We start from the raw sequence: 24,576 nt of genomic DNA on the forward strand, positions 1-24,576 counted from the left end.
CTTTGGTGTAATCGTAATTGCGTTACTGCGTTACTGCCTGTTTACTTTTCCCTGCCTGATCTTCTGTAAATCCTGTGTACGTTAGCGCATAGAGGTTGTTAGCATTCACCTTTACCATCAAAGGATGACTAAACGCAGCAGCAAGACATTATGGAGAAAATCTTTCACACGCATCATCAACAAGATAGCGAGGAAAGCGAGGACAACAACGAGCAGGGTGATCAAGAAAACCTTGACGGCAGTACCGAAAACACCCAAACACCTGCCAGCCACAGCACGACCCACCGCTAAGGACAGCGGGGAGGCTGGAGTCACTGTCGGCATGACAGGTGCACGGCGTTACCGTCTGTATAAACCACCGGGCGTGCGGCGCACGGAGTCGCTTCCTCTGATGGTCATGCTGCATGGTTGCGGGCAAGATGCTGAAGCACTGGCGGCAAGCACCAGAATGAATCAAATTGCCAGGCGCGAACGCTTTCTAGTGCTGTACCCGGAGCAAGAGCGTCTGGCGAATATTCAGGCTTGCTGGAATTGGTATGACACGCGGTCGGGCAGGGCGCAACGCGAGGCCGGTTCTATCGATGCGGTGATCGATCAAATCTGTTTGTCGCAGCCGGTAGACAGTAGCCGCATCGCCTTGGCCGGATTGTCGGCCGGAGCCAGTATGGCCGCACTTGTGGCGCTACGTCGCCCTGAACGCTTTCGGGTACTTGCCATGCATTCGGGCATTGCAACAGGGCTTGCACATTCCTCCGCGACAGCCATCACGGCCATGCGTGGGCGCAGGCTGGTTGCCGAATCACTGCCAGCAGGAGCGAAGTTACCTGCTTTGCTGGTCATACAGGGCAGTAAAGACCACGTCGTTGCACCTGTCAATGGCGCACTGCTGGCGCAGCAATGGGCCAAGCAGGCGGGCGCGAAAGCGGGCAAGCCACGTACCGTACAACGCGGCGCACGTTACCCGGCAACAATCACCGACTATCGCATTCAGGAGCAAATCATGGTCAGCTTGTGCGAGGTGAACGGACTGGCACATGCCTGGAGTGGCGGCGCTGCGGGCCATGCCTACAGTGATCCTAAAGGCCCTGACGCGTCCGGCATGATCTGGACTTTTTCCAACAAGCAATTTGCCTATCCAAGCTGAAATTTCACATCCTGGCCCGGCGTTCTTGCACTGCTCTTTCTTGCCCCGCTGTTTTTACGTGTGTGCCTGATTTTTTTCGCTGGCACGAAATTTATTATGCAGTGTTGGTCAACACACAGACATCAAAAAACCTCGTGCATATGCTGAGTTCATTCTTGAATGTTTTAGTGAAAACACTTGAAATCTCATTGTGAATAAAACCAATTGAAAGCGGATGGATACCTTTATGAACAACAATACGACGGACGAAAATAGGCGGGTAGTCAACCACGAAAATGCTTCCCGTTCAGGAACGTCGGGCGTGTCCTGGGGCGCGGTGCTGGCAGGTGCTGTGACGGCTGCCGCACTTTCTTTGATACTTTTGATGTTGGGGGCAGGTCTGGGTTTATCGTCGGTGTCACCATGGTCGTATAACGCGGCGGTAATGGGCATATCGGCGATTGTCTGGCTTGCTTTTACGCAGCTTGCGGCATCCGGTGTTGGTGGTTACATAGCCGGCCGCTTACGCGTCAAATGGAGTAATGTGCACGACGACGAAGTGTACTTCCGCGACACCGCGCATGGCATGCTGGCATGGGCCGTGGCTTCTTTGTTGACAGTGGGCTTACTGGCCGGTGCTGTTCACAGTATGGTAAGTGGCGCAGTGGATGTAGCGGGGAATGCCGCGAAAGTAACGGCGATAACAGCGGCATCAGCATCAACGACAGACAATGCAAAAACGAGACGGGTTGATTATTATGCGGATATGCTATTACGCTCCGGGCAGGTTCTTGCAGACAGCAATAACAGTGCCCTACGTATGGAAGTGGGCCGGATCTTATCGACAGGTATAGCGGCCGGTGGATTGTCAATGGGTGACCGTGACTATTTGTCCAGCATGATTGCCAAGCGGGCGGAAATGACACCGATGGATGCAACAAAACGCGTTGATGCGATCTTTGATCAAATGAATAAACAAGTAACAGATGCCAAAAACGCAGCCAAAGTAGCTGCTGACCAGGCGCGCAAGGCAGCTGCAAATTCTGCCCTGTGGATGTTTGTAGCCTTACTGCTGGGGGCATTTGTCGCCAGCCTGGCAGCCACACTGGGCGGCCGTCAGCGGGATCAGGCACATCTGATTTCATAGTCCTCACCCTTGCTCTTTCGTGGGGCAAGGGGCTACAAGGGGTTACATCGTATTATAATTTTTCGGAGCCTATCATGCGTTCAATTTTACTTTTACTACTTGGCATACCTCTGCCTATCGTTATCCTGATCGCCTTGTTTGTGCGCTAATTCTGTCACCTTCATTTCATCGTATGGATGAAATGCGTTTCAGAAAAATGAAACTATATCCATGACATTGCGGCTTGCAGGCAGACATCAATACATCATGGAATCTTGTAACCAGAATTAAATATCGGCCTGTGACCGGTCTTTAATTCTGGCGTGTGTCTGACGATCATGTTCCTGGGTTTTCACCCACCTCTCCATTACGGCAAGGCTACTTGTGACAGAAAGAAACGCAGCATTTCGGTGCTGGCATCAGGTCCCGATGCATCTGTATAGCTACCCTGACTGTTGCCGCCGGACCAGGCATGACCAGCTCCATGAATTACCCAATGTTCAGCATGGGCGGACTTGATGCCAGCTTGCCCGGAAGAGTCATTTTCCGCATAGTGCGTGCGCGTGTAGCGACGACCATGTTTTCCGTAACCGCTTTCTTTTTGCGCGCTGAGCATTCCTGATGGATTGCTGTCGAGATAGCGCGTCATGATATGGTCGGCATTCTTGCTGTTGACAGTGTGGTCCTGATCGCCATGGAAAATGATGATAGGTATGGCGGCACCGCTAGACGACGCTTTACTTTGACTGGCAGCACCACGCATGGCGGCCAATGCCGAAGGTAAATCGCTCGCCGCACCGAATGGCAAGCCGGAATGTATTCCTACTGCTGTATACAGCTCAGGGTAGACATCTGCCATGATCGCCGCCATGGCACCACCCGCCGACATGCCTGCGATAAATACGCGGCGCTGGTCGATATGGTAATTGGCCATAATTTCGCGTGTGATACCGGCAATCAGGGCGGGTTCGCCCTGGTCGCGCTTCTGGTCCATTGCCTTAAACCAATTCCAGCATTTTGAGCTGTTTGCACCCTGTTCCTGAGCGGGATAGACAACGATACATTGCTGTTGTTCGGCGATCAGGTTCATGCCTGTGCCGGTGGCAAAATCATCCGGTCCCTGGGTGCATCCATGCAACATGACTATCAGTGGCAAGGCTTGCCCCGTATAAGAAGAGGGAATGTACAGTTTATAGCCACGCTTGCCGTGCGCATTGCTGTAGCTACCGTTGATGAAGCGACCGGCTTCACTTTTCTCTGCCTGCCGACGTAACGGACCTCCCCTGCAAGAGAGGTTTCTCAAAGGATAGGTGTAGTTGGGGCAATTTTGCGTAAGTCCTGTTTATGTCGTGACACATAAATGGACTTCACTTTTAAATAAAAAATGCCCTCAATGATGACGATTGAGGGCATTTCAACAATTGAAACCAAGGGCGCACGCTATATGCGTACAGGCGCCATTTTTTCAGCCGTATGCACCGCCTGTGTACAACAGATCAAAGGTGCGGGCGATGGCGGCGATCAGTACAAAGGCACCTACACCCAGGGTTAGTACCAGCAGCAGGGCCAGTGGCCAGGTTGAGTCGCTGGTCTGGCCGGATTTGCTATTATGCCTGGCATCCCATTTTTCATCCGATGTCAGGCCCATGACCAGCGCTTCCAGTATGGCGGCCAGGAAAGAAATCAGCAGGGGACTGTATTGCACGATTTCAGGTTTGCCAAAATAGAAATAATGGATGACCATGCTGAGTGGCAGTGAGCTGAAATGCAACCAGCCCCATTTGTCTTTTTTGCCAGCAAGATAAAAGCGGTGCACGCCGATAGAACCAAATACGGCGGCCAGGAATGTTGTCAGGGCTTTATTTTTATGCGGTGTATTGTTATTGGTGAGTGTCATTGCAGCATGTCATCAAGAGTGAAGCTGTGATTGTATGTCAAGCCGCCCTGATGTGTCGGAATAGTCACGCTGATCAATGAAAATGCATTTGCGCAAGGGAAAAGTAAGGTAGTCCTTGCGACTTGCTTAAGAAACAGGCTATAATCTACAGCTTTTTCCGCGTTCAGACATTTTTTGGAAATATTATGGTCGTTATTCGTTTAGCTCGTGGTGGCGCAAAAAAGCGCCCTTTTTACAACATCGTTGCAACTGATTCCCGTAATCGTCGCGATGGTCGCTTTATCGAGCGTATCGGTTTCTACAATCCTGTAGCAACTGGTAATGCCGAAACAGTACGTGTAGCAGCAGATCGCCTGGCATACTGGCAAGGTGTTGGCGCGCAATTGTCGCCAGCAGTAGCTCGTTTGGTAGCATCCTCCAAAGCAGCAGCTTAATAGCCGCTTTGATGTCTGCTGAAGTTCATGTTCCTGATGATCTGGTCCTGGTGGGCTATATCTCGGGAGCATTTGGTATTCATGGCTGGGTAAGGATACGTCCTTATTCTGCTGATGCTGATGCAATGCTGTCAGCAAAGACCTGGTGGTTGGATAAGCCCGAGTTGCGTGATGTCGATCGCATGGAAGTCAAAATCCATGGTGAAGACGTGGTTGCGCGGCTGGTAGGTGTGCCTGACAGAAATGCCGCAGAAGCACTGAAAGGCGCGACTGTACAAATCTCTCGCAAGCATTTTCCTGCTTTGGGGTCCGGTGAATTCTATTGGCTCGATCTGATAGGTTTGCAGGTAGACAATCTTCAGGGTGAAAATTTAGGTGTCGTCAGGGATTTGATGGACAACGGTGCACATCCGATTTTACGGGTGGCGGCAGCGGATGTGCCTGAGAATGAACTGTCGAAACACGAACGCCTGATTCCTTTTGTAGAGACTTTCGTCAAGGAAGTGGATCAAAAGACAGGCAAAATCCAGGTCGACTGGGGTAGTGATTATTAAGGTGATGAATTCAGAACCTGTTTACGATCTGTAGCGAGCGTGCGTCAGCGGGGTGAAGAGCAGCGCAGAAAGCGGAATGTACTTGAGTACATGAGCATTTTGAGCAGCACATGAGCCCCGATCACGCTCGCGCAGTAGGATCGTAAATAGGTTCTCAGAAGGCATAGCCATGCAGTTTAATGTCATTACGCTGTTTCCCGAAATGTTTGCTGCCATTACCCAATCAGGTGTGACCAGACGGGCGTTCGAGCAACAAAAATGCGAATTGAAGCTGTGGAATCCACGTGATTTCACCACAGACAAACATCGTACCGTGGATGACCGGCCTTATGGTGGTGGCCCCGGCATGGTGATGATGGCAAAACCTTTGCAGTCGGCAATTGACGCGGCAAAGCAGCGCCAGGCTGTCACAGCGCAGGTATTACCCAAAGTCATTTATCTGTCGCCTCAAGGCAAACCGCTGACCCATCAAAAGGTCATGCAATTGTCTGAAGCTGCGGGTCTGGTCTTGTTGTGTGGCAGATATGAAGCCGTTGATCAGCGTTTGCTCGACAATTATGTTGACGAAGAAATCAGTCTCGGTGATTTTGTGCTGTCTGGCGGTGAATTGCCAGCCATGGCCCTGATGGATGCCGTTATACGGCAAATCCCCGGGGTCTTGCATGATGAGGCGTCGGCAGTGCAGGACAGTTTTGTCAATGGTTTGCTGGATTGCCCGCATTACACCAGGCCAGAAGTATTTGAAGACGAAGCCGTGCCTGCCGTGCTGTTGGGCGGCAACCATGCCGAGATCGAAAAATGGCGTCGTCAGCGTGCACTGCAAGCCAGTCAGCTGAAACGCCCGGATTTGATCAGCGCAGCCCGTGCTGCCGGTTTGTTGAGCAAGGTCGACGAAAAGTTTTTAAGCAGTTTGTAGTATTTTTCAGTCTCAGGGCTGGAATCTTTAAGCGTGAATCAATTGATTCACATGTTAAACCCCATCCTCTACCGGGCATCAGTCAGAACCAGATTTTGCAGCGTCGGCAAGATGGTCATAGGAGTAAAAAATGGATCTGATCCAAAAATTAGAGCAAGAAGAAATTGCTCGCCTCGGCAAGAACATCCCTGACTTTGCGCCAGGTGACACAGTTGTAGTGAGCGTCAACGTTGTTGAAGGTACACGCAAACGTGCACAGGCTTACGAAGGCGTTGTGATCTCCCGTCGTAACCGTGGTTTGAATTCCAACTTCATCGTCCGTAAGATTTCTTCCGGCGAAGGCGTTGAGCGTACATTCCAGTTGTATTCCCCACTGATCGCTTCTATCGAAGTGAAACGTCGCGGTGACGTACGTCGCGCCAAGTTGTACTACCTGCGTGAACGCTCTGGTAAATCTGCTCGTATTAAAGAGAAATTGCCAGCACGTAAGGTTGTTGCTGCAAAAGCAGAGTAATATCTGTTATTGCCGTATCAAAAAAAGGATGCTCAGGCATCCTTTTTTTATTGTATTTTTAAAAATTTTCTAGATCAACACACCCTAATGAACCTGAACGGGCAAAATAGTGTCCGGTTTGGTTTGATTCCCGGTATTGCTTCGGCAATTCCGGGCCGATCTGGTCGCAGACTTTTTCATCGTGAGCAACATTTTTCTGAATCCTGAATCCCTGCCCATCCTGTCCGTGGCTGCCGAGCCGGCGGTGCCTGTCAGCCGCTTGTGCCCGGGTTGGCTACGTGAACGTTTTGCCCAGCCTCCTCCGTGGACGCCAGAAATCAATGATGAACATTCCCTGTCCAGGAAGTTGCCTTTCCGCCCGGCGTCGGTACTGATACCCATCGTCACCCGCAAGAGCGGCCTGACCCTGCTACTGACCGAGCGTGCGGCCAATCTGAACCATCATCCTGGCCAGATCAGCTTCCCTGGTGGGCGTTTCGAAGAAGAAGACATCAATCCGGTAGAAACCGCCCTGCGTGAAGCCGAAGAAGAAGTTGGCCTGCAGCGTCGCTATGTTGATGTGCTGGGCCATTTGCCGGATTATCATACTGGCACCGGTTACCGCGTCAGCCCCGTGGTATCGTTGGTGGACCCCGGGTTTGAGCTGCGGGCGGACCCTACCGAAGTCGCCTCCATTTTCGAAGTGCCACTGGCTTTCCTGATGGATGGCCAGCACCATCAGCGCCGCCTGTTCGAATTACCCGATGGTGGCGGCCAAAGGCAGTTTTATTCCATGCCTTATGAACAGCATTTCATCTGGGGTGCCACTGCCGGAATGCTGCGCAACCTGTTTCATTTTTTGCGCGCATGACAGCAAAATTCTTGCTCTGTAGAACAAAGCTTCATAATCTGGGCAAATCGGTTTACACTTGCCGCATTTGCAAATTCATTGTTTGCAGCCGGGTGCTGCAACATCAATCCAGTCAATTATGACCTTTATTTCGATTCTGTTAGCTCTGTTGATTGAGCAGCTCAAGCCCTTGCGTGCAGATAACCCTATCTATACGCAAATCCAGACGCTGGCTGAAAAAATCGAGGCTTCGTTCAATGCGGGTAAAGTCAAGCATGGTCGCCTGGGCTGGTGGGTCATTGTTGGCTTGCTGACGGTACCTACGGCACTGATCTACTGGCTATGCCATCGCCTCAACCCCATCGCGGCCCTGATCTGGAATGTGATCATCGTCTACCTGACCCTGGGTTTTCGCCGCTACAGCCACTATTTCACGTCGATACAACTGGCCCTGAGTTCAGGCGATGAAGAGGCTGCCCGCCGTTATCTGGCTGAATGGACGCATCTGGACACCACCGGCCTGGAGGTATCTGAAATTTCCAGACTGGCGGTAGAACGTTCGCTGATCGCCAGCCATCGTAATGTGTTTGGCGTGTTTTTCTGGTTCCTGATGCCAGTCGGTCCGGCCTGCGCCGTCATGTACCGAGTGGCCGAATACCTGTCGCGCGCATGGAATGAACCCGAACACATGAAGAATGAAGAATTCGGTGTTTATGCGGCCCAGGTGTTTTACTGGATAGACTGGATACCTGCGCGCCTGACGGCGGTCGCATTTGCGGTTGTCGGCAATTTTGAAGATGCCGTGTATTCCTGGCGTAACTATGCCGACCGCTGGTCAGACGAAGCAGTGGGCATCATCCTCTCCGCCGGTGGTGGTGCCCTGGGCGTGCGCCTGGGTGAGCCGGAAGAAAAAGCCATGGTCTTGCAGGCCGATGCCAGCGCCGTCGATGTCGATAGCCTGGAACTGGAAAGCCAGCCCGGTGCTGAAGCCTCACCCAGAGCTTTGCAAAGCGCCGTCGGCCTGGTCTGGCGCGCCTTGCTGCTATGGATGTTGCTGCTGGTGCTGCTATCTTTTGCCGCCTGGGTATAAATAAAAAAGCTGGCCATGCATAGTGCGGCCAGCTTTTTTCTTCTTGCATACGTGATGTGCTGGTTGCCGTATCTGCGCAGCCGCAGTCCTGATATGAAAACTGCCTGCTGATCACATGAAAAAAATTATCGCCCCCGGTATTTGCCTGCGTGCCTTTGAAACGCAGGATGCAGAACAATTTACTGCCACGGTGCTGGAATCCGTTCCTACCGTCGGGCGCTGGATGTCATGGTGCCATGCCGGATTTACGATAGAAGCCACGCATGAATGGTTTGAAGTCTGCAAGCTTGGCCGCACAGAAGGCACTGCCTATGAATTCGGGATTTTTACCGAAGACGGCAAGGAACTGCTGGGTGCCTGTGGCTTGAATCTGATCAGCAAGATGCACAACTACTGTAACCTTGGTTACTGGATCAGGCAATCGAAGCAGGGGCAGGGCATTGCCACCCGCGTGGCACGCATACTGGTTGAAGCCGGATTTAAACAACTGGGTTTCAATCGTATAGAGATCGTGGTGGCCGAAGGCAATGAACTCAGCATGCAAGTCGCCAGAAAACTGGGTGCCCTGCATGAATGCACGGCCCGCAATCGTTTGATGGTAGGTGGCTTGCCGGCAGCGGCATCGATTTATTCTTTGGTACCGCAGGAATGGCCGGCGTTACCGTATCAGATCATTATCGAGAGTTAATTTTCATGTCAGGAGAGGGCGGCTGTAGGCAAGCGCTTGTTACTACCAGCACCTCAGCTACCACTACTACTACGACTACCGCTACCCATACGGCAGCACATCACACTGCCCGCCATGTCACCAAGAATATAAGTGTTTCCCCTGCCAAAAGTGCTGAAAAGACAAGCATTGCTGAGCAAGTGATTGCTGCCGGTCAGAAGGTGTTTGTAAAAAATTCAAGCAGCATCATGCGGGAAGAACGCAAGTCATCACTCTGTAGCCTGTCTGTGTTCACATGAGGGTGATATGGAAATGTCTATCTTTACTCTGGTTCAAAATGAACTATAGTGGCTCAATTACCATGTCAGCATTCACATGCTGGAACGGATTTTGCAAAGGCTCATAATATATCTACCCGGCGATTTTGATTCAAGTCTTCTATAAGATATAATATGGAAGTATTTTGAAAGCTTGGTATCACATAATGATGTTGAGCTTTATTCACTCTTGCTTTATCGCAAGCCAAGCACATGGCAGATACCAAAAAAACGCAACAAGTCCGCGAGTTTTTCATCCAGGGCATAACCAGCGATGGGAAGCAATTTCGCCCCAGTGACTGGGCAGAACGCCTGTGTGGAGCCATGTCCTGCTTCAGCCCCGACGGTGGCCGCCACTCCCATCTGCAATATTCGCCGTATGTCCGTCCTATCTTGCTGAACGGCGTGCGTTCTGTTGTGGTGAACGAAGCCATACGTGAAATCGAACCACTGGCGTATCATTTCGTCGTCAGTTTTGCCAAAGATAATGATTTGCAAATTATCGATGCCTGCCTGCTGCCAGACGAGCCAAAAACCGGCAAATAAATCGCCTTCCATCTGAATTCAGCCATGCGGGGCCAGCGCGTTTCTAACCGTCTGATCAAACCGTCTGGTTCTGAAATGCCGCTATCACTTGCTGTCTTAGCCAGCGATTGGCCGGATCATTTTCCACATTCTGGTGCCAGTACAAGTACACATCCCATGAAGGCATGGCAACCGGTAGCGGGAATATCTGGTTACCAAACTGTTCATTCGCAATACGCGCATAACCTTCCGGCATGGTCAGCAACAAATCGGTCTGGCTGACCACCCTGCAGGCCGCGAAATAATGCTGGCAGCGCAGGCGTATGCGTCTTTGCAGACCCAGGCGGCTCAGTTCAAAATCTTCCAGACCCATGCCCTTGCGACGTGAACTGGCCAGTATGTGTTCTGCCTGCATATAACTGTCCAGATCCAGCTTGTCCTGGATGACAGGGTGATTGCGTCTTGCCAGCACGACGGTATTGCCTTGCACCACCTTCTGGCGGTGTATCTCGTTCGGTAGTGGCAACAGCATATCAATCGCCAGATCCAGGCTACCTGCCGCCAGTTCACTGACCAGTTCCCGCCTTTCCACCTGTATCGCAGCCAGATTGATTTGTGGTGCCTGCCGGGTAATGCTTTCCATCAGCGGCGGCAGGGCAGTGGATTCCAATACATCGCGCAAGGCCAGGTTGAACTGCTTGCTGGCCAGCGCCGGGTCAAACTTGTCATTCTCGGTCAGTGTCACTTCCAGCCCGCGCAGGGCTTGCCGTACCGGTTCTATGATGCTGCGCGCCAGTGGCGTCGATACCATGGCCTGGCCCTGGCGGACAAACAGTGGGTCATTGAACAATTGCCGCAGGCGGTTCAAGGCATGGCTGATGGCTGGTTGCGTCAGGTTCAGTTGCTGGCTGGCACGGGTCACGCTGCCTTCGGTATAGATGGCAACAAAGACGGTGAACAAGTTCAAGTCGACGCGAGATAAATGCATGAGATTAATTAATTCAGATAATAACTATTCATTTGATCAATTATAGTCGCGGGCATACACTTTGTTCATTGTTTTACTGAAGTTTATTGATAGAGGAAGTAATGGCAGCTTTATATCTGGTCAGGCACGGGCAGGCTTCATTCGGCAGCCAGAACTATGATCAATTGTCTGAACTGGGCGAACAGCAGGCACGGCATCTGGGGCGCTGGTGGGCAGCGCGCGACATGCAGGTATCGCGGGTGGTCACCGGGACCCTGAAGCGGCATCAGCAAACCGCGCAAGCCTGTATCGCAGAAATGCGGCAACAAGACCTTGATGCACTGGACACTTCTGGCTGGCATAGCGATGCCGGTTTCAACGAATACAACCACCATGAAGTCCTGGCGCGGCATGTACCTGCTTTTGATGATCCGGCAGCAGTCAAGCATTTCCTCATGAATACGCCGAATGGCAAACAAGCCTTCCAGGACATTTTTGCCCAGGCCATCAGCCGCTGGATGTCGGGTGAGCATGATGCCGAGTATGTGGAAAGCTGGAATGCATTTCGCCAGCGTTGTGTCGCTGCCATGCACAAACAACTGGCGATTGCTGATGACGCCAAAAACATTGTCGTGTTCACTTCTGGCGGCACTATCTCGGCGCTATGCCAGCATGTGCTGGGCTTTCCAGACCCGCGCTTTGCCGAACTCAACTGGTCGCTGGTAAACAGTGCCGTGACGCGTTTTCATTTGCAGCCGACAGCAGAAGGCGTATTGCGCCCTGCGCTGGCTTACCTGAATAATTTTTCGCATCTTGAAGTGTTGAATAACCCAAAAGCAATTACCTACGTATAAGAACCTGTCTGCGATCTTAAGCGCGAGCGTGATCGGGGCTCATGCGCTGCTCAAAATGCTCATGTACCAAAGTACATTCCGCTTTTTGCGCTGCGTTTTTGTTACCCTTACCCCGCTGACGCTCGCTCGCCACAGATCGCAAACAGGTTCTAAAAAACAAGAGAGATTAGAGATGACAGCAATGTTCGATTTAACCGGCAAGGTCGCACTGGTTACCGGTGCCAGCCGTGGCATAGGTGAAGCCGTGGCCAAAACCCTGGCTGCTAACGGCGCCTATGTCATCGTTTCCAGCCGCAAGGCCGAAGCTTGCGAAGCCGTGGTGGCAGCGATAGTCGCTGCTGGCGGCAAGGCAGAAGCACGCGCCTGCCATATCGGTGAAATGGCACAGATTGATACCCTGTTTGCCGACATTACAGCCGCGCATGGCCGGTTGGATATTTTGGTCAACAATGCAGCCACCAACCCGCATTTCGGGCATATCACCGAGACCGATGTCGGTGCTTTCCAAAAAACGGTGGACGTCAATATACGCGGCTACTTCTTCATGTCTTCTGCCGGTGCCAAACTGATGGCAAAACATGGTGGTGGCAGCATCATCAATGTGGCGTCCGTCAACGGTGTGGTGCCAGGTGCCATGCAGGGGATTTATTCCATCACCAAGGCGGCAGTCATCGCCATGACCAAATCCTTTGCGCTGGAATGCGCGTCCATGGGTGTGCGCGTGAACGCCTTGCTGCCGGGGGCGACGGATACCAAGTTTGCCTCGGCCCTGTTCCACAACCCCGTCATCCTCGAAAAAGCACTGACCCGCATACCGATGAAGCGCATTGCCGAACCAGATGAAATGGCCGGTACGGTCTTGTACCTGGCATCGAATGCGTCGAGCTATACCACAGGTACCTGCATCAATGTCGATGGTGGGTATCTGGTCAGCTAGCTTCCGCCCGAATGACGCATCAATTTCAAGCCTGACAGAAGCATATTAATAAAGGATACATCATGGATTTTCAATACAGCCCCAAAGTCAAAGATTTGCAGGCACGCCTGATCGCCTTCATGGATGAGCACGTCTACCCGAATGAAAAAACTTTCTTTGGTGAGATCGCTGCCAACCGCAAGGCCGGCAATGCCTGGATACCGACCAAAGTGGTCGAGCAACTGAAGGCCAAGGCCCGCGATGCCGGTTTGTGGAATCTCTTCCTGCCAGAATCTGGCCATGGCGCAGGTCTGACCAATCTGGAATATGCACCCTTGTGCGAAATCATGGGCCGCGCCGTCTGGGCGCCCGAAGTATTCAATTGCTCGGCACCTGACACCGGCAATATGGAAGTGTTTGCCCGCTATGGCACACCAGAACATCAGGAACAATGGCTGAAGCCTTTATTGCGTGGTGAAATCCGTTCCTGCTTCGCCATGACAGAACCGGCAGTCGCCTCTTCTGACGCCACCAATATCGAAGCATCCATCGTCCGTGATGGCGATGAATATGTCATCAATGGCCGCAAATGGTGGTCCTCTGGTGCCAATGATCCGCGCTGTAAAGTATTCATCTTCATGGGCAAGAGTGACCCGGCCAACCCCGACCGTCACAAGCAGCAATCGATGATCATCGTGCCGCGCGATACGCCCGGCGTGACTATCCTGCGCGCCTTGCCGGTATTTGGTTATGACGATGCACCGCATGGCCATGGCGAAGTCCTGTTTGAAAACGTGCGGGTACCGGCATCCAATATCTTGCTGGGTGAAGGCCGTGGTTTTGAAATTGCCCAGGGCCGCCTGGGACCTGGTCGCATCCATCACTGCATGCGTTTGATTGGTCTGGCAGAACGCGCACTGGAAGATATGTGCAAACGCTCTTTGACACGCGTAGCCTTTGGCAAACGGGTCGCAGAGCAGGGCGTGACACTGGAACGTATTGCCAATGCCCGTATCCTGATCGACCAGGCGCGCTTCCTGGTACTGAATGCGGCACAGATGATGGATACCGTCGGCAACAAGGCCGCAGCCAAAGAAATCGCCATGATCAAGGTAGCCGCGCCGACCATGGCATGCCAGGTCATCGACTGGGCGATACAGGCCCATGGTGGTGGTGGTGTGTCTGACGATTTTGGCCTGGCATATTCCTACGCACAAGCCCGTACCTTGCGTCTGGCCGATGGCCCGGATGAAGTACACAGGAATCAGATAGGCAAGATGGAGTTGAAAAAATATATGGAGAAAAAATAAATACTTGTAGTTTCATAAGTGCGATTTGCGGGTAGTTCCGGATTGGCTCTTCCTCTTTTTTGAGGCAGGGCTTTTCCTGCGTTAACTTCCCAGTTGGCTGACATTTTAAAGCGGTTCTAAACGGGACTTACGCAAAATTGTCCCAGCAAGGCGTAGCGACGAAGACAGTACTTTAGTACAAAGTTTGTACTGACGGTCGCTACAACGCAGCTGGGGCGATTTTGCGTAAGTCCCACTTAAAAAGAGAGACAAAAATGCGTGACACTCCCTGGATCAAATCTTACCCCGCAGGCGTGCATTGGGATGCCAAGCTGCCCATCAGCAGCGTGCCGCAATTGCTGCATGATGCTGCCGCCAAATGGCCAGACCTGCCCGCTCTGGAATTCATGGGGAAAAAAACCAGCTATGCCGAATTGCAAAAGCTGGTGAATCAAGCCACCAAAGGTTTCCAGCAACTGGGTGTGAAGTCTGGGGTACATGTAGGCCTGTATTTGCCGAATACACCGCACTACGTCATCAGCTTTTTTGCCATCTTGCAGGCCGGTGGCACCGTCGTCAATTATTCACCGCTGGACGCCGAGAAAGTGCTTGAGCATAAAATTGCCGACAGCCATACCGACATGCTGGTGACGCTGGACATGGTCATGCTGTATCCGCAAATGGCCAAGATGCTGGGCCATACCCGCCTGCAAAAACTCATCATCGGCAATATCCCGGAGATGACGCCTTACCCGGATGCTGTCAAAGCGAACCTGGACAAGGCCGGCCAACTCAGCACCATCCCTGCCGATACACGGCATCTGCTGTTTGCAAAGCTGCTGGGCAATGATGGCGACTACATCCCCATCCCGGCAATAGACCCCAGGGAAACCATCGCTACCCTGCAATACACGGGGGGCACTACCGGCCTGCCCAAGGGCGCAATGCTCACGCATGGTAACCTGACCACGGCTTGCAGCCAGATCATGGAAACCACCAATATCCAGCCCCGTGTGCTGGAAGAGGGTAAAGAAAAACTGCTGGCCGTGCTGCCACTATTCCACATCTATGCATTGACGGTGGACATGCTGTTTGGCCTGCGCATGGGGGCAGAAATTGTCTTGCATACCCGCTTTGATACCGATGCCGTGGTGAAGGATCTGGCGAACAAGAAGATCACTGTATTCCCAGGCGTGCCCACCATGTACACCGCCATCATCAATCATCCGCAAATCAAAGAATATGATCTCAGCGCACTGAAGTTCTGTAATTCCGGCGGCGCCCCTTTGCCGACAGAAGTGCTGCAACAATTCCAGGCATTGACGGGCTGTACCCTGCTGGAAGGCTGGGGCATGACCGAGACTTCACCCACTGGCACTTTTACCCCACTGGGTGCCGTGCGCAAGACAGGTTCTTGCGGTTTGCCAACACCGGGCATACGCTTCAAGTTTGTCAGTATCGATGATCCACGTCAGGAATTAGCCTTGGGTGAACGCGGGGAAATCTGCGTGGCCGGCGCGAATATCATGAAAGGCTACTGGAACAAGCCAGACGCCACTCGTGAAGCTTTCACTGCCGATGGGTACTTCCGCACCGGCGACGTCGGGTATATGGATGCAGACGGTTTTGTGTACATCGTTGATCGTACCAAGGACATGATTTTGTCAGGCGGTTATAACGTCTATCCACGCAATATCGAAGAAGCGATTTATGAACACCCAGCCGTGGCCGAAGTCAGTGTCATCGGCATCCCCGATGCTTATCGCGGGCAGGCTGCCAAGGCCTTTATCAAACTCAAGGCAGGGCAGGCCGCCTTCAGTTTTGATGAATTGAAAGACTTCCTCAAAGACAGACTGGGCAAGCATGAAATGCCGCAAGCCATGGACATTCGCGCTGAATTACCGAAAACCCCGGTAGGCAAATTGTCCAAGAAAGAATTATATGAAGAAGAGGCCAGGAAGCGGGAAGGGGCCGCTTCATAAGCCAATCAGTTCAACTATCCATTCCATTTGTGTTGTGAGCGCTTCTGCGGCTTTTCTTCGTTGTGAGGGAAGCCGCAGTATTTTTGTTTCTTTTACTTGCTGTCAGCAGGCGCTTTGGCTTGCATCGACAATTGCAGCGTACGCAATTCTTCTTTGCTGCGGTCCACCACGATGGTTTTGGTATCTATTGCCTGGTTCTGGCTACTGACTTGTAGTTCAGGCACGGCTTTTCTTGGCCTTACAGGCTGAGGATGGCGCAGGAAAAACATGGCTTGCTCTGTGAATTTGCAGAATAGATTGAGATTTAATCTCAAATTTCAAGTGAGGGTATCTCGTATGACAGTTAAACGCTTCGTCGGGTTTCCCTTAGCGGATCATGAGGTTTGCAATTACCGCCAGTTCTGGCGCTGTATATTTTTCCCTGGTCCGTCATCAATTTGGCAGTGACAGTGTAGGGGCTTCCCAGTGCAGAACGAAAATAGTGCAAATATGCTTCATAGTCAGGCTGAAAATCAATCTCTATTATTGCTGCCTTTAGCCAGTCTTCTGGAATACCTTGCTTGTTCATGATGACACGCAACTTCACCTTATAGTCATGCATTACAGCATTGAACTCTGTGTTTGCCGGAGCACAGATGATATTGAGCAAATTCAGTGCAAGCAAAGAAGTAGTATGTGCATGTGCAAAGCGGCAAAGCTTGCCTATGGTCCAATAGCCTTCAAGATCATTATTGCGGCTGTTAAAGCTATCCGCAATTCCTGCAGCTATCGATTTGATTTGTCTTCTGCGTGGCATAGGCATCTTCGCATCTTAATCAGTCGGTTTAGACCAGGTTTATCAGGGCGCTGCGCAAATCTGGGTAATCAAATACAAAACCATCTTCCAATAATTTTGCTGGCAGCACGCGCTGGCCTTCCAGTAATAAATCAGCTTGCTCACCCAGCATCAGGCGCATAGGCCAGCCAGGGGTAGGGAAGAAGCTGGGGCGATGCAAGACATTGGCGGCGATACTGCTGAACTGTTTTTGCGTGACTACTTCAGGTGCGGTGAAATTATAAGCACTGTCCGGTGGCAGGCTGGCTTCATGCTGCCACAGGTGGGCAATGCCGCGCAATACATCGTGTACATGTATCCACGATTGCCATTGCTTGCCACTACCCAGCGCACCACCCAGACCCAGCTTGATGGGCAGGAGCATCATGCCCAATGCACCCTGCTGGCCCAGGACAACGCCGAAGCGCATCCTGGCGACCTTGACGCCGTAAGTGCTGGCAGCCTGGTTGGCCTGCTCCCATTCCTGGCACAGTTCTGACATGAAGATGGATTGTGATGCTGCGTTTTCGGTCAATTCCTTGTCGTCACCCGGGGCCTGTATGCCGTAATAGCCGATGGCTGAAGCTGCCAGCAAGAGCCTGGGTTTGCTTTCTGCACGACTGATCCACGCAGTGATTTCTTTTGTCAAACCGGTGCGACTACGGCGCAATTCTGTCTTGCGTTTTTCTGACCAGCGCCAGCCCAGTATGCGTGCGCCAGCGAGATTGATGATGACATCAATGCGCTGATTTGCAGGTAGCTCCTGCATGGATGCAATGACCCTGGCCTTGCCATCAAACTTCCAGCTTGCCTGTTTTGGATTGCGGCTGAGTATGGTCACCTGCTGACCATCGGCCAGCAGGGCTTTGACCAGCAAGCTGCCGATAAAGCCGGTGGCGCCAGTGACCAGAACCTGTTCTGATTTCTCGCTGAAATGGATGATGGATGCCTGTTTTTCCTTGTCAGCCAGCTTGCCCAGACGCAGTGCAGCCAGCCCGTCGCGGATGCCAGAGAAGCCCACACCTACACCACACAGGGCCAGGAACACACTGAGCCAGCCCTGCGGCTGCCACAGCATTTGTGTAGGGGCGGCAAACCATGCAGGAGTATTCAATATCAACAAGATGATAAAGGCACCGCCATTGATTGCAAGTACGGTATGCGTCACGCGTTCAGTGGCTGGCAAAAGGCGGGTCTGGTCTTCGATGACAAAATCCCACAAGGTCAGGACTATTTCCACACCAAACACCAGCAACAACACGATGGCCCAGGCACCATGACATGTCCATGCCGACAAACCCATGAAGAGCAAGCTGTAGATGAGGGCGCGGGTGGCATGTATGCCCAACTCTGTGCGGGCACTGGCGCGTTGCGGCAGCGCCTCGGTTAACTCATGATGGTAGAGAGTATCGAATGCGCCAAGCAAGCCTTGTGCGGCCATCAATTGCAGGGCAATGAGGTGAGTGTTCATAGATTTCTTCCAGAGACGGGAGCATCCATTTTCCAAAGTATGAACAGCGGCGGGATCATGCTCAATACAGCAAACGCATCAACCCAGACATTCACCAGCATATCCGCCTGCATGGAAATCAGCATATCCTGCGGTGCCCATACCAGGATACCTATCATCAGCCATAGCCAGGCAAAGCGACTGCGGTGCCGGTTGCCCAGATACACCAGCGCACCCATCCACAAGCCGACCGTCTGCACGGTTGGGCCAAACAGGCTCATCCACCAGACCTGCATATTGCGGGCCGCATCGGGTGCGGCCTGCGGCCAGAAGTGACGTTCGATGAGCTGGTGATATGCCTCAACCAGCCCTATGTTCACTATCCATGGGAGCAGGGCGCCAATCACAAAATGGACCATGGCTGCTGCATACAGCCAGCGTATCAACCAGGTTCTAAGTAAGGGATGTTGCTTCTGTGGCATTTCTTTTCCTTCATTTCTTTAATTTCTGTCATTACAGAAATTAAAGATCATATAGCATGACCTGTCAAGTCATTTGCGGCATATTCATTAACATATCGTTCAACTCAAGCCATAGCGTACAATCCTCGCTGCACGTTTTCCTCACAGACCAAACCCGTATCTAACCCATATTAAACCCATATTAAACCCATATTAAACCCATATTAAACATGAAAGTCCTGCTCGTCGAAGACGATCCCATGATAGGTGAAAACATCCAGATCGCGCTGGAAAGTGAATCCAACCTGGTCGACTGGTTGACCAGCGGCGAAGCGGCAGAGGCAGCCTTGCAAATTCATAGCTACGATGTGCTGCTGCTCGACCTGAGCCTGCCGCAGCGCGATGGCATGGATATCCTGAAAGCCTTGCGCAAGCGTGGTGATGCCCTGCCAGTGCTGGTGATGACGGCGCGTGATACCGTAGCGCAAAGAGTGCAGGGCCTGCATGCCGGGGCGGACGATTACCTCATCAAGCCCTTTGACCTGGATGAACTGATTGCCCGCATGCATGCATTGCTGCGCCGTTCACGCGGACGGGTGGACAGCTCTTACGTTTGTGGCGAAGTGGAGGTGGATTCCACCACGCGCCTGGTCTTCAACGGCAAGGAGCAAGTCATCTTGTCAGCGCGTGAATGGACCATATTGGACGCCCTTATCGCCAGGCCAGGTGCCATCCTGTCGCGCAGCCGGCTGGAAGAACTACTGTTTGGCTATACCTCAGAAATTGAAAGCAATGCCGTTGAAGTATATATCCACGGCTTGAGAAAAAAACTGGGCCAGAAATTCATCGTCAATGTGCGTGGTGTCGGTTACATGGTTGAGAAAAACGCATGAAATCCCTGCGCCTGCAAATGATGCTGCTGTTTGGTGTCGCCATTTTGACGGCAGCCGCCCTGCAGTTTGCCACATCCCTGCACGCCGCCATCAGCGAAGCCGACAAATTGTTTGACTACCACATGCAGCAAATGGCACTGGCCCTGCAAGATGGTGATTTTGACCAGGTAGACTGGCATACCCTGCCCGGTACCGAGATCGATGACTTTGATTTTGTGGTACAGGTATGGTCAGAAGATGGCGCCCGGGTCTACCAGTCGCGCCAGCATCGCAGCTTGCCTAAGCAGGCAGCGCTGGGTTATTCCACCGTCAACCTGGAAAATGGTGACTGGCGCGTGTATGCCGCTGAAGAAAACAAGCGCGTGATCCAGGTCGCGCAAAAAATCAGTGCCCGTCGTGAGCGCGCATTTTCATTTGCCCTCAGTACCCTGTGGCCGGTCATCCCGGTTTCCATCTTGCTGTTTTGTGCCGCCTGGTGGGGCGTCAGTTCTGTACTTGCGCCACTCAATCGCATTGGTAGTGAGCTGGCTAATCGCCGCGCCAATTCTATTGACCCGGTGTCAGACAAAGGTTTGCCGGGTGAAGTGTCGTTGCTGGTGACAGAATTGAATTCGCTGCTTAGCCGCATGGGTCAGGCCTTGCAGGCACAGCAGCGCTTTGTGGCAGATGCCGCGCATGAACTGCGTTCGCCGATTACGGCCTTGCGCCTGCAGGTGCAAAATCTGGGCCGTGCCAAGGATGAAAACACCCATGCCCAGGCAGTCAACCGTCTGTTGGGCGGGGTGGACCGAGCATCGCGCCTGGTGGAACAGCTGCTGGCACTGGCCAGGCAAGATCCATCTTCGCAGGCGGCTCTGAGTTTCTGCCCGACCTTGCTGAATGCCTGTGTGGAACAGGCCATCAGCGACGTGATGCCGTTTGCCGTTTCCAGAAAAATCAGCATCAGCAGCCAGATGGCCGCCAATACAGAATTAATGGGCGATGCCGAAAGCCTGCGCGTCATGATACGCAACCTGCTTGATAATGCCGTGCGCTATATCCATGACGAAGAGGCAGTCTACATTACGCTGATTGATGATATTGGGGGCATACAACTGGTGATCCAGGATTCTGGCCCCGGCATTCCCGAAGCCGAGCGTGAACGCATTTTTGATCGTTTTTACCGTGTGGCGGGCAGCAGTACCAGCGGCAGCGGTCTGGGCCTGGCGATTGCCAAAGCCATCGCCGATCGCCATCAGGCACGCATACAACTGGCCCATGCTGCCATCGGCGGGCTGGAAGTGCGCATACAATTTCCGGCTTCCCTGCGCCATGCAAGTTGAAAAAAGGCTTGAAAGCGAGTTGAAAATAAGCCGGGAAATATTGTAAAAATCACCAATTTCAAGGAAAAAATCCTTGTTTTATCTCCATCCACAGGTATTTTTTAAGATTCACCTAAGTTTCCTAAGGCACCATAGCGAAGTTTTGTAATACCTGTGGTGTGTACTTTCCCGCTTCAGGTTTGAATTGATTAATTAAAACTTCGAGGAAATTTTCATGCGTGCAATCAACACAATCAAAAGCGCGGCCAGCCTGGCAGCAGTAGCAGTTTTATTGGCAGCCTGCAGTACACCAATAGCAAAACAAGACGGGGCTAAAGAAGAAAAAACAGCCGGTTTAGAAAAACCAAAAGGCGGCGATGGTGCCACGACAGTGACTACCGTAGACGCTGGTAAGAATGACTTCAACGAACTCGCTAACCGCAGCGTCTATTTTGATTTTGACCAATACGTCGTCAAATCTGAATTTACAACAGTAGTGAATGGCAATGCCAAAAACCTGAGTGCCAACAAAGCTAAAAAAATCCTGATCCAGGGTAATACCGATGAACGTGGTGGCCGCGAATACAATCTGGCACTGGGTCAGAAACGTGCTGAAGCCGTGCGCAAGTCTTTGTCCCTGCTGGGCGTGCCTGAAGCACAAATGGAAGCAGTTTCCCTCGGTAAGGAAAAACCAAAAGCAACTGGTAGCGACGAAGCTTCCTGGGCAGAAAACCGCCGCGCCGATATCGTTTATTCTGGTAAGTAATACTTATAGGGGAGCTATGCTTCCGCTATATGACTAAACCATGCGCGGCACATTTGATAGCGATCAAATGCGCCGCCCAAGGTTTTTGTGTTTGATCTTTGTAACCGAATGCCCAGATGTTAATGCGTGTACTAATCGCTATCTTACTGTTTTATAGCAGCAGCCTGGCTGCCATGCAGTTGAATTCCCAGAACGCGATTGTGGTGGATGAGCGCAATGGCCAGGTCTTGCTGGAAAAAAATGCCACAGCCATTGTCCCCATCGCCTCGCTGACGAAGCTGATGACCGCCATGGTCGTCCTCGACAGCAAGCCCAACATGGATGAGAAAATCGACATCACTGCGGACGATGTTGACCAGTTAAAACACAGTAGCTCACACGTGCCGGTGGGTAGTTCGATCACCCGCAGGAATGCGCTGCAACTGGCGCTGATGTCTTCTGATAACCGTGCCGCTGCTTCGCTGGCGCGCACTTACCCCGGCGGTAATAATGCCTTCATCGTCGCCGTCAAAAGCAAGCTGATCGCCCTGGGCATGCCCAACACAGTCATCAAAGAAGCCACCGGCCTGTCACCAGAAAATACGTCTACCGCTGCCGACCTGGTAAAAATGGCCCAGGCCGCCGCCCGCTATCCTGAGATCGCTGATATCACGACCGACAGTGAAGACAGCATCTCCTTTCAAAACGGACGCACGCGCGAATTCCACAATACCAATCGCCTGGTCGGCAAAAAAGGCTGGGAAGTCCTGCTCTCCAAAACCGGTTTCACCAACGAAGCCGGCAACTGTCTCATCATGCGCGTCAAACTGGCCGGCAAAATGGCCACTCTGGTATTACTTAACGCCAGAGCCAGCTCCGCCAGATTGATGGATGCCTTGAATATAGGTAAATTGCTAGGCTACAAAGAAGAAGTAAAGCCCAGACTGGCCAGGCATAGACGGCATCGTAAATAGAGCAGGCGACAAACGATAGTCGCTCAAATTCTTGATCCTGTCATAATTCCCAGCGTACATGCATCGTCTTCCTTATCCGTTGTGCATGGCGGGTTGTGCCATGCCTCGCCCTGCTGTTCTTGTCCTGAACCGGCACTTAAAACAAGAAATAATGCCCATTTCACGACAGGCGATTCGTCTGAATTACGTTTGATGCATGTGAATTGTTGTAAATTAATATTGCCTTTGTACTAAAGGTGAAACACAATGAATTGCCCGTGAAAATTCATTATTAAGCAGCGCGATCCAGAAACCGCAGAGTCGAAGTTGGCCTGGGCTTAAAGCTGCAACACCTTCTAATTCCTGAAGCATCCTATGTGAGACTATCATGCAAATTGATTTCCATCATGCAGTCACTTATGTCGTTGCACGCCTGGCTGATTTCTCGCATGACGAGGCACACATCATTGCCTATAGCGCGCAGTATGTGGATGACGCGACGAATGATGGTTATATAGAGTTTGATACCGGTGCGCTGTATTCCCGCATAGCATCTGCACACAAGATGCTGGACTACAAGAATTTTAATGACCTGGCCAATCATCACGCGTGGATACCATTTCATTTCCTGCCAGGGAATAATGGGCTGCCGGCAGGCCAGGGTAATGATCTGGGGTTCATACAAAGAATTATCTGTAAGCCGAATAGTTATATAGCCCGTGACATGGTTGCAGATTGCATTCGACGAAAAGATGACAGAAATGCGCTGCACCGCCTGGGGATTACCATGCATGTCTATGCCGATACCTGGGCCCATCAAGGCTTTGTCGGTGTTGAAGATGAAATCAATCGGGCTTCACAATTATGCAGCAGGCATACAGGCCTGACATCTGCCAGCATGGGAGATAGCATCAAGAATTATTTTTCCGATTTGTTTGATCATGCAAAAGGCGAATTGGTTGCAGGTACCTTACCTTTGGGGCACGGCGCAGTCTTGAGTTATCCAGACCGGCCTTACCTGAGCTGGACTTATACAAACGGCGCAGGCGAAGTCGTGAACAGGGACAACCCTAAGGATTTCCTGGCCGCTGCCGACCACATGTGCATCGCCCTGAAAAGTTTCAAGGCAGGTGATCCCTCATTGAGCGCAATTGGGCTGACAGCGGACGACAAGGACAAGATAGATAAACTGATCCGGGAAACAGTCAACGAAGATGGCGATATAAGACATGCGACATGGTTAACAGCGATCAGGAAAGCGCACTTCAGCTTTGGGGGAAATGATTTGAACTACGTGCCCAAAGGCTTGAATTCATGGAAGCATGCAGCCTTGGGAACTACAGCAATTGAAGATACCGGAAATGAAAATTTCAAATACCATCCCAATTTCCTGGACAGCGACTGGAAAAAATTCCATGACGCGCTACAAATGCACAGGCTGTTTGTGGTGCAAGAGCTTTTGCCGAAATACGGGATTTGTGCGGCATAATTAGATCTGTCCCCTGTTAAAAAAGAAGAGAGAAATGACAGAGAACCAACCAGCGACGGCCACCGATGATCTGAGCTTGCAACGGCTCTACCATGGCACACGGGCTGACCTGAAACCGGGCGACCTCATCGAGCCTGGCTACGCCTCTAATTACGGCAAGCGCAAAAAGGCGAGCTATATCTACCTGACCGCTACTCTGGATGCCGCCACCTGGGGCGCAGAACTGGCACTCGGCGACGGCCCCGGCAGAATCTACATCGTAGAACCTACCGGCACCATCATGGATGACCCCAATCTGACGGACAAAAAATTCCCGGGTAATCCAACCAAATCATACCGCTCCCGCGAACCGCTGCGTGTTGTGGGCGAAGTGAAAGATTGGCAGGGCCATCCTCCCGAATTACTGCGAGCCATGAAGGACAATATTGAGCGACTCAAGGCGCTTGGGGTTGAGGCGATTGATGATTAGT

Annotated in this window: 27 protein-coding genes; 20 read left to right on the forward strand and 7 right to left on the reverse strand. The window is 52.0% G+C overall.

Features of this window, described 5'->3' with window-relative positions:
• Positions 1-232 precede the first annotated feature (232 nt).
• Both ACO0K9_RS14025 and ACO0K9_RS14030 read left to right on the forward strand, forming a co-directional pair.
• Entirely contained in the window at positions 233-1,144 is a 912-nt protein-coding gene (locus tag ACO0K9_RS14025) for an alpha/beta hydrolase family esterase (RefSeq protein ID WP_422985900.1), read from the forward strand.
• Positions 1,145-1,370: 226 nt separating this feature from the next.
• Positions 1,371-2,270 carry a hypothetical protein gene (locus ACO0K9_RS14030; RefSeq protein ID WP_422985902.1) on the forward strand — a complete coding sequence of 300 codons (900 nt, stop codon included), beginning with the start codon at positions 1,371-1,373 and terminating at the stop codon, positions 2,268-2,270.
• A gap of 346 nt (positions 2,271-2,616) precedes the next feature.
• On the opposite strand, the gene ACO0K9_RS14035 is transcribed toward ACO0K9_RS14030, so the two are convergent.
• Both ACO0K9_RS14035 and ACO0K9_RS14040 read right to left on the reverse strand, forming a co-directional pair.
• Positions 2,617-3,552 (reverse strand): alpha/beta hydrolase family esterase, encoded by a 936-nt coding sequence (locus tag ACO0K9_RS14035; protein WP_422985904.1) that lies wholly within the window; start codon positions 3,550-3,552, stop codon positions 2,617-2,619.
• A 162-nt stretch (positions 3,553-3,714) separates the two neighbouring features.
• Positions 3,715-4,146, reverse strand: a complete 432-nt coding sequence (locus ACO0K9_RS14040; RefSeq protein ID WP_422985906.1) for an NINE protein — start codon at positions 4,144-4,146, stop codon at positions 3,715-3,717.
• Positions 4,147-4,331: 185 nt separating this feature from the next.
• Between ACO0K9_RS14040 and rpsP the strand changes: the two genes are divergently transcribed.
• From rpsP to ACO0K9_RS14080, 8 genes are all read left to right on the forward strand, one after another.
• Positions 4,332-4,580 (forward strand): 30S ribosomal protein S16, encoded by a 249-nt coding sequence (rpsP, locus tag ACO0K9_RS14045; protein ID WP_186947492.1) that lies wholly within the window; start codon positions 4,332-4,334, stop codon positions 4,578-4,580.
• 11 nt (positions 4,581-4,591) lie between these two features.
• Positions 4,592-5,134, forward strand: coding sequence for a ribosome maturation factor RimM (gene rimM, locus ACO0K9_RS14050; protein ID WP_422985908.1), 543 nt, complete (start codon positions 4,592-4,594; stop codon positions 5,132-5,134).
• 169 nt (positions 5,135-5,303) lie between these two features.
• Positions 5,304-6,050, forward strand: coding sequence for a tRNA (guanosine(37)-N1)-methyltransferase TrmD (trmD, locus tag ACO0K9_RS14055; protein ID WP_422985910.1), 747 nt, complete (start codon positions 5,304-5,306; stop codon positions 6,048-6,050).
• 130 nt (positions 6,051-6,180) lie between these two features.
• Positions 6,181-6,564, forward strand: coding sequence for a 50S ribosomal protein L19 (rplS, locus tag ACO0K9_RS14060; RefSeq protein ID WP_186947495.1), 384 nt, complete (start codon positions 6,181-6,183; stop codon positions 6,562-6,564).
• Positions 6,565-6,745: 181 nt separating this feature from the next.
• Complete coding sequence (locus ACO0K9_RS14065; protein ID WP_422985912.1) at positions 6,746-7,414, forward strand: CoA pyrophosphatase; 669 nt, start codon at positions 6,746-6,748, stop codon at positions 7,412-7,414.
• Between the two features lie 118 nt (positions 7,415-7,532).
• On the forward strand, positions 7,533-8,483 hold the full coding sequence (locus ACO0K9_RS14070; protein WP_422985914.1) for a CobD/CbiB family protein: 951 nt from the start codon (positions 7,533-7,535) through the stop codon (positions 8,481-8,483).
• A 115-nt stretch (positions 8,484-8,598) separates the two neighbouring features.
• Complete coding sequence (locus tag ACO0K9_RS14075; RefSeq protein WP_422985916.1) at positions 8,599-9,171, forward strand: GNAT family N-acetyltransferase; 573 nt, start codon at positions 8,599-8,601, stop codon at positions 9,169-9,171.
• A gap of 509 nt (positions 9,172-9,680) precedes the next feature.
• Entirely contained in the window at positions 9,681-10,013 is a 333-nt protein-coding gene (locus tag ACO0K9_RS14080) for a DUF3579 domain-containing protein (RefSeq protein ID WP_422985918.1), read from the forward strand.
• Between the two features lie 55 nt (positions 10,014-10,068).
• Here ACO0K9_RS14080 and ACO0K9_RS14085 read toward each other — a convergent pair whose 3' ends face one another.
• Entirely contained in the window at positions 10,069-10,980 is a 912-nt protein-coding gene (locus ACO0K9_RS14085) for a LysR family transcriptional regulator (RefSeq protein ID WP_422985920.1), read from the reverse strand.
• A gap of 101 nt (positions 10,981-11,081) precedes the next feature.
• Here ACO0K9_RS14085 and ACO0K9_RS14090 point away from each other — a divergent pair, with 101 nt between their 5' ends.
• The 4 genes from ACO0K9_RS14090 to ACO0K9_RS14105 all read left to right on the forward strand — a co-directional run bounded on the left by ACO0K9_RS14090 (position 11,082) and on the right by ACO0K9_RS14105 (position 16,000).
• On the forward strand, positions 11,082-11,813 hold the full coding sequence (locus ACO0K9_RS14090) for a histidine phosphatase family protein (RefSeq protein ID WP_422985922.1): 732 nt from the start codon (positions 11,082-11,084) through the stop codon (positions 11,811-11,813).
• 172 nt (positions 11,814-11,985) lie between these two features.
• Positions 11,986-12,750 (forward strand): SDR family oxidoreductase, encoded by a 765-nt coding sequence (locus tag ACO0K9_RS14095; RefSeq protein ID WP_422985924.1) that lies wholly within the window; start codon positions 11,986-11,988, stop codon positions 12,748-12,750.
• Positions 12,751-12,812: 62 nt separating this feature from the next.
• Entirely contained in the window at positions 12,813-14,039 is a 1,227-nt protein-coding gene (locus tag ACO0K9_RS14100) for an acyl-CoA dehydrogenase (RefSeq protein WP_422985926.1), read from the forward strand.
• A gap of 254 nt (positions 14,040-14,293) precedes the next feature.
• Positions 14,294-16,000, forward strand: coding sequence for a long-chain-fatty-acid--CoA ligase (locus ACO0K9_RS14105; protein WP_422985928.1), 1,707 nt, complete (start codon positions 14,294-14,296; stop codon positions 15,998-16,000).
• Positions 16,001-16,092: 92 nt separating this feature from the next.
• Here the strand turns inward: ACO0K9_RS14105 and ACO0K9_RS14110 are convergent, their stop codons facing one another.
• From ACO0K9_RS14110 to ACO0K9_RS14125, 4 genes are all read right to left on the reverse strand, one after another.
• Entirely contained in the window at positions 16,093-16,224 is a 132-nt protein-coding gene (locus ACO0K9_RS14110; RefSeq protein ID WP_422985930.1) for a hypothetical protein, read from the reverse strand.
• A gap of 119 nt (positions 16,225-16,343) precedes the next feature.
• Positions 16,344-16,802, reverse strand: a complete 459-nt coding sequence (locus ACO0K9_RS14115) for a hypothetical protein (protein WP_422985932.1) — start codon at positions 16,800-16,802, stop codon at positions 16,344-16,346.
• Between the two features lie 22 nt (positions 16,803-16,824).
• Entirely contained in the window at positions 16,825-18,285 is a 1,461-nt protein-coding gene (locus ACO0K9_RS14120) for a TIGR01777 family oxidoreductase (RefSeq protein ID WP_422985934.1), read from the reverse strand.
• Positions 18,282-18,746: a cell division protein gene (locus ACO0K9_RS14125; protein WP_422985936.1), complete on the reverse strand. Its 465-nt coding sequence runs from the start codon at positions 18,744-18,746 to the stop codon at positions 18,282-18,284. Before ACO0K9_RS14125 ends, ACO0K9_RS14120 begins: the two co-directional genes overlap by 4 nt.
• A 209-nt stretch (positions 18,747-18,955) precedes the next feature.
• Here ACO0K9_RS14125 and ACO0K9_RS14130 point away from each other — a divergent pair, with 209 nt between their 5' ends.
• The 6 genes from ACO0K9_RS14130 to arr all read left to right on the forward strand — a co-directional run bounded on the left by ACO0K9_RS14130 (position 18,956) and on the right by arr (position 24,575).
• Entirely contained in the window at positions 18,956-19,618 is a 663-nt protein-coding gene (locus tag ACO0K9_RS14130; RefSeq protein WP_422985938.1) for a response regulator, read from the forward strand.
• Positions 19,615-20,940, forward strand: coding sequence for an ATP-binding protein (locus ACO0K9_RS14135; protein ID WP_422985940.1), 1,326 nt, complete (start codon positions 19,615-19,617; stop codon positions 20,938-20,940). The genes ACO0K9_RS14130 and ACO0K9_RS14135 overlap by 4 nt, the downstream gene beginning before the upstream one ends.
• A gap of 223 nt (positions 20,941-21,163) precedes the next feature.
• Positions 21,164-21,685 (forward strand): peptidoglycan-associated lipoprotein Pal, encoded by a 522-nt coding sequence (pal, locus tag ACO0K9_RS14140; RefSeq protein WP_422986006.1) that lies wholly within the window; start codon positions 21,164-21,166, stop codon positions 21,683-21,685.
• Between the two features lie 122 nt (positions 21,686-21,807).
• The gene (locus tag ACO0K9_RS14145; RefSeq protein WP_422985942.1) at positions 21,808-22,638 is read left to right on the forward strand and encodes a serine hydrolase; all 831 of its coding nucleotides are present in this window, start codon (positions 21,808-21,810) and stop codon (positions 22,636-22,638) included.
• Between the two features lie 367 nt (positions 22,639-23,005).
• Positions 23,006-24,106, forward strand: a complete 1,101-nt coding sequence (locus tag ACO0K9_RS14150; RefSeq protein WP_422985944.1) for a DUF6765 family protein — start codon at positions 23,006-23,008, stop codon at positions 24,104-24,106.
• 34 nt (positions 24,107-24,140) lie between these two features.
• The gene (arr, locus tag ACO0K9_RS14155; RefSeq protein WP_422985946.1) at positions 24,141-24,575 is read left to right on the forward strand and encodes an NAD(+)--rifampin ADP-ribosyltransferase; all 435 of its coding nucleotides are present in this window, start codon (positions 24,141-24,143) and stop codon (positions 24,573-24,575) included.
• The last annotated feature ends 1 nt before the right edge of the window (position 24,576 follow it).

Origin of the sequence: Undibacterium sp. Ji50W (assembly GCF_049340445.1) — a bacterium.
Lineage (GTDB): Bacteria > Pseudomonadota > Gammaproteobacteria > Burkholderiales > Burkholderiaceae_D > Undibacterium.

Coding starts and splice junctions, on each gene's coding strand:
- ACO0K9_RS14100 (WP_422985926.1), top strand. CDS start 12,813: ATGGATTTTCAATACAGCCCCAAAGTCAAAGATTTGCAGGCACGCCTG.
- rimM (WP_422985908.1), top strand. CDS start 4,592: ATGTCTGCTGAAGTTCATGTTCCTGATGATCTGGTCCTGGTGGGCTAT.
- ACO0K9_RS14130 (WP_422985938.1), top strand. CDS start 18,956: ATGAAAGTCCTGCTCGTCGAAGACGATCCCATGATAGGTGAAAACATC.
- rplS (WP_186947495.1), top strand. CDS start 6,181: ATGGATCTGATCCAAAAATTAGAGCAAGAAGAAATTGCTCGCCTCGGC.
- ACO0K9_RS14145 (WP_422985942.1), top strand. CDS start 21,808: ATGCGTGTACTAATCGCTATCTTACTGTTTTATAGCAGCAGCCTGGCT.
- ACO0K9_RS14115 (WP_422985932.1), bottom strand. CDS start 16,802: ATGCCTATGCCACGCAGAAGACAAATCAAATCGATAGCTGCAGGAATT.
- ACO0K9_RS14075 (WP_422985916.1), top strand. CDS start 8,599: ATGAAAAAAATTATCGCCCCCGGTATTTGCCTGCGTGCCTTTGAAACG.
- rpsP (WP_186947492.1), top strand. CDS start 4,332: ATGGTCGTTATTCGTTTAGCTCGTGGTGGCGCAAAAAAGCGCCCTTTT.
- ACO0K9_RS14090 (WP_422985922.1), top strand. CDS start 11,082: ATGGCAGCTTTATATCTGGTCAGGCACGGGCAGGCTTCATTCGGCAGC.
- arr (WP_422985946.1), top strand. CDS start 24,141: ATGACAGAGAACCAACCAGCGACGGCCACCGATGATCTGAGCTTGCAA.
- ACO0K9_RS14150 (WP_422985944.1), top strand. CDS start 23,006: ATGCAAATTGATTTCCATCATGCAGTCACTTATGTCGTTGCACGCCTG.
- ACO0K9_RS14070 (WP_422985914.1), top strand. CDS start 7,533: ATGACCTTTATTTCGATTCTGTTAGCTCTGTTGATTGAGCAGCTCAAG.
- ACO0K9_RS14120 (WP_422985934.1), bottom strand. CDS start 18,285: ATGAACACTCACCTCATTGCCCTGCAATTGATGGCCGCACAAGGCTTG.
- ACO0K9_RS14040 (WP_422985906.1), bottom strand. CDS start 4,146: ATGACACTCACCAATAACAATACACCGCATAAAAATAAAGCCCTGACA.
- ACO0K9_RS14105 (WP_422985928.1), top strand. CDS start 14,294: ATGCGTGACACTCCCTGGATCAAATCTTACCCCGCAGGCGTGCATTGG.
- ACO0K9_RS14125 (WP_422985936.1), bottom strand. CDS start 18,746: ATGCCACAGAAGCAACATCCCTTACTTAGAACCTGGTTGATACGCTGG.
- trmD (WP_422985910.1), top strand. CDS start 5,304: ATGCAGTTTAATGTCATTACGCTGTTTCCCGAAATGTTTGCTGCCATT.
- ACO0K9_RS14135 (WP_422985940.1), top strand. CDS start 19,615: ATGAAATCCCTGCGCCTGCAAATGATGCTGCTGTTTGGTGTCGCCATT.
- ACO0K9_RS14030 (WP_422985902.1), top strand. CDS start 1,371: ATGAACAACAATACGACGGACGAAAATAGGCGGGTAGTCAACCACGAA.
- ACO0K9_RS14085 (WP_422985920.1), bottom strand. CDS start 10,980: ATGCATTTATCTCGCGTCGACTTGAACTTGTTCACCGTCTTTGTTGCC.
- ACO0K9_RS14095 (WP_422985924.1), top strand. CDS start 11,986: ATGACAGCAATGTTCGATTTAACCGGCAAGGTCGCACTGGTTACCGGT.
- ACO0K9_RS14080 (WP_422985918.1), top strand. CDS start 9,681: ATGGCAGATACCAAAAAAACGCAACAAGTCCGCGAGTTTTTCATCCAG.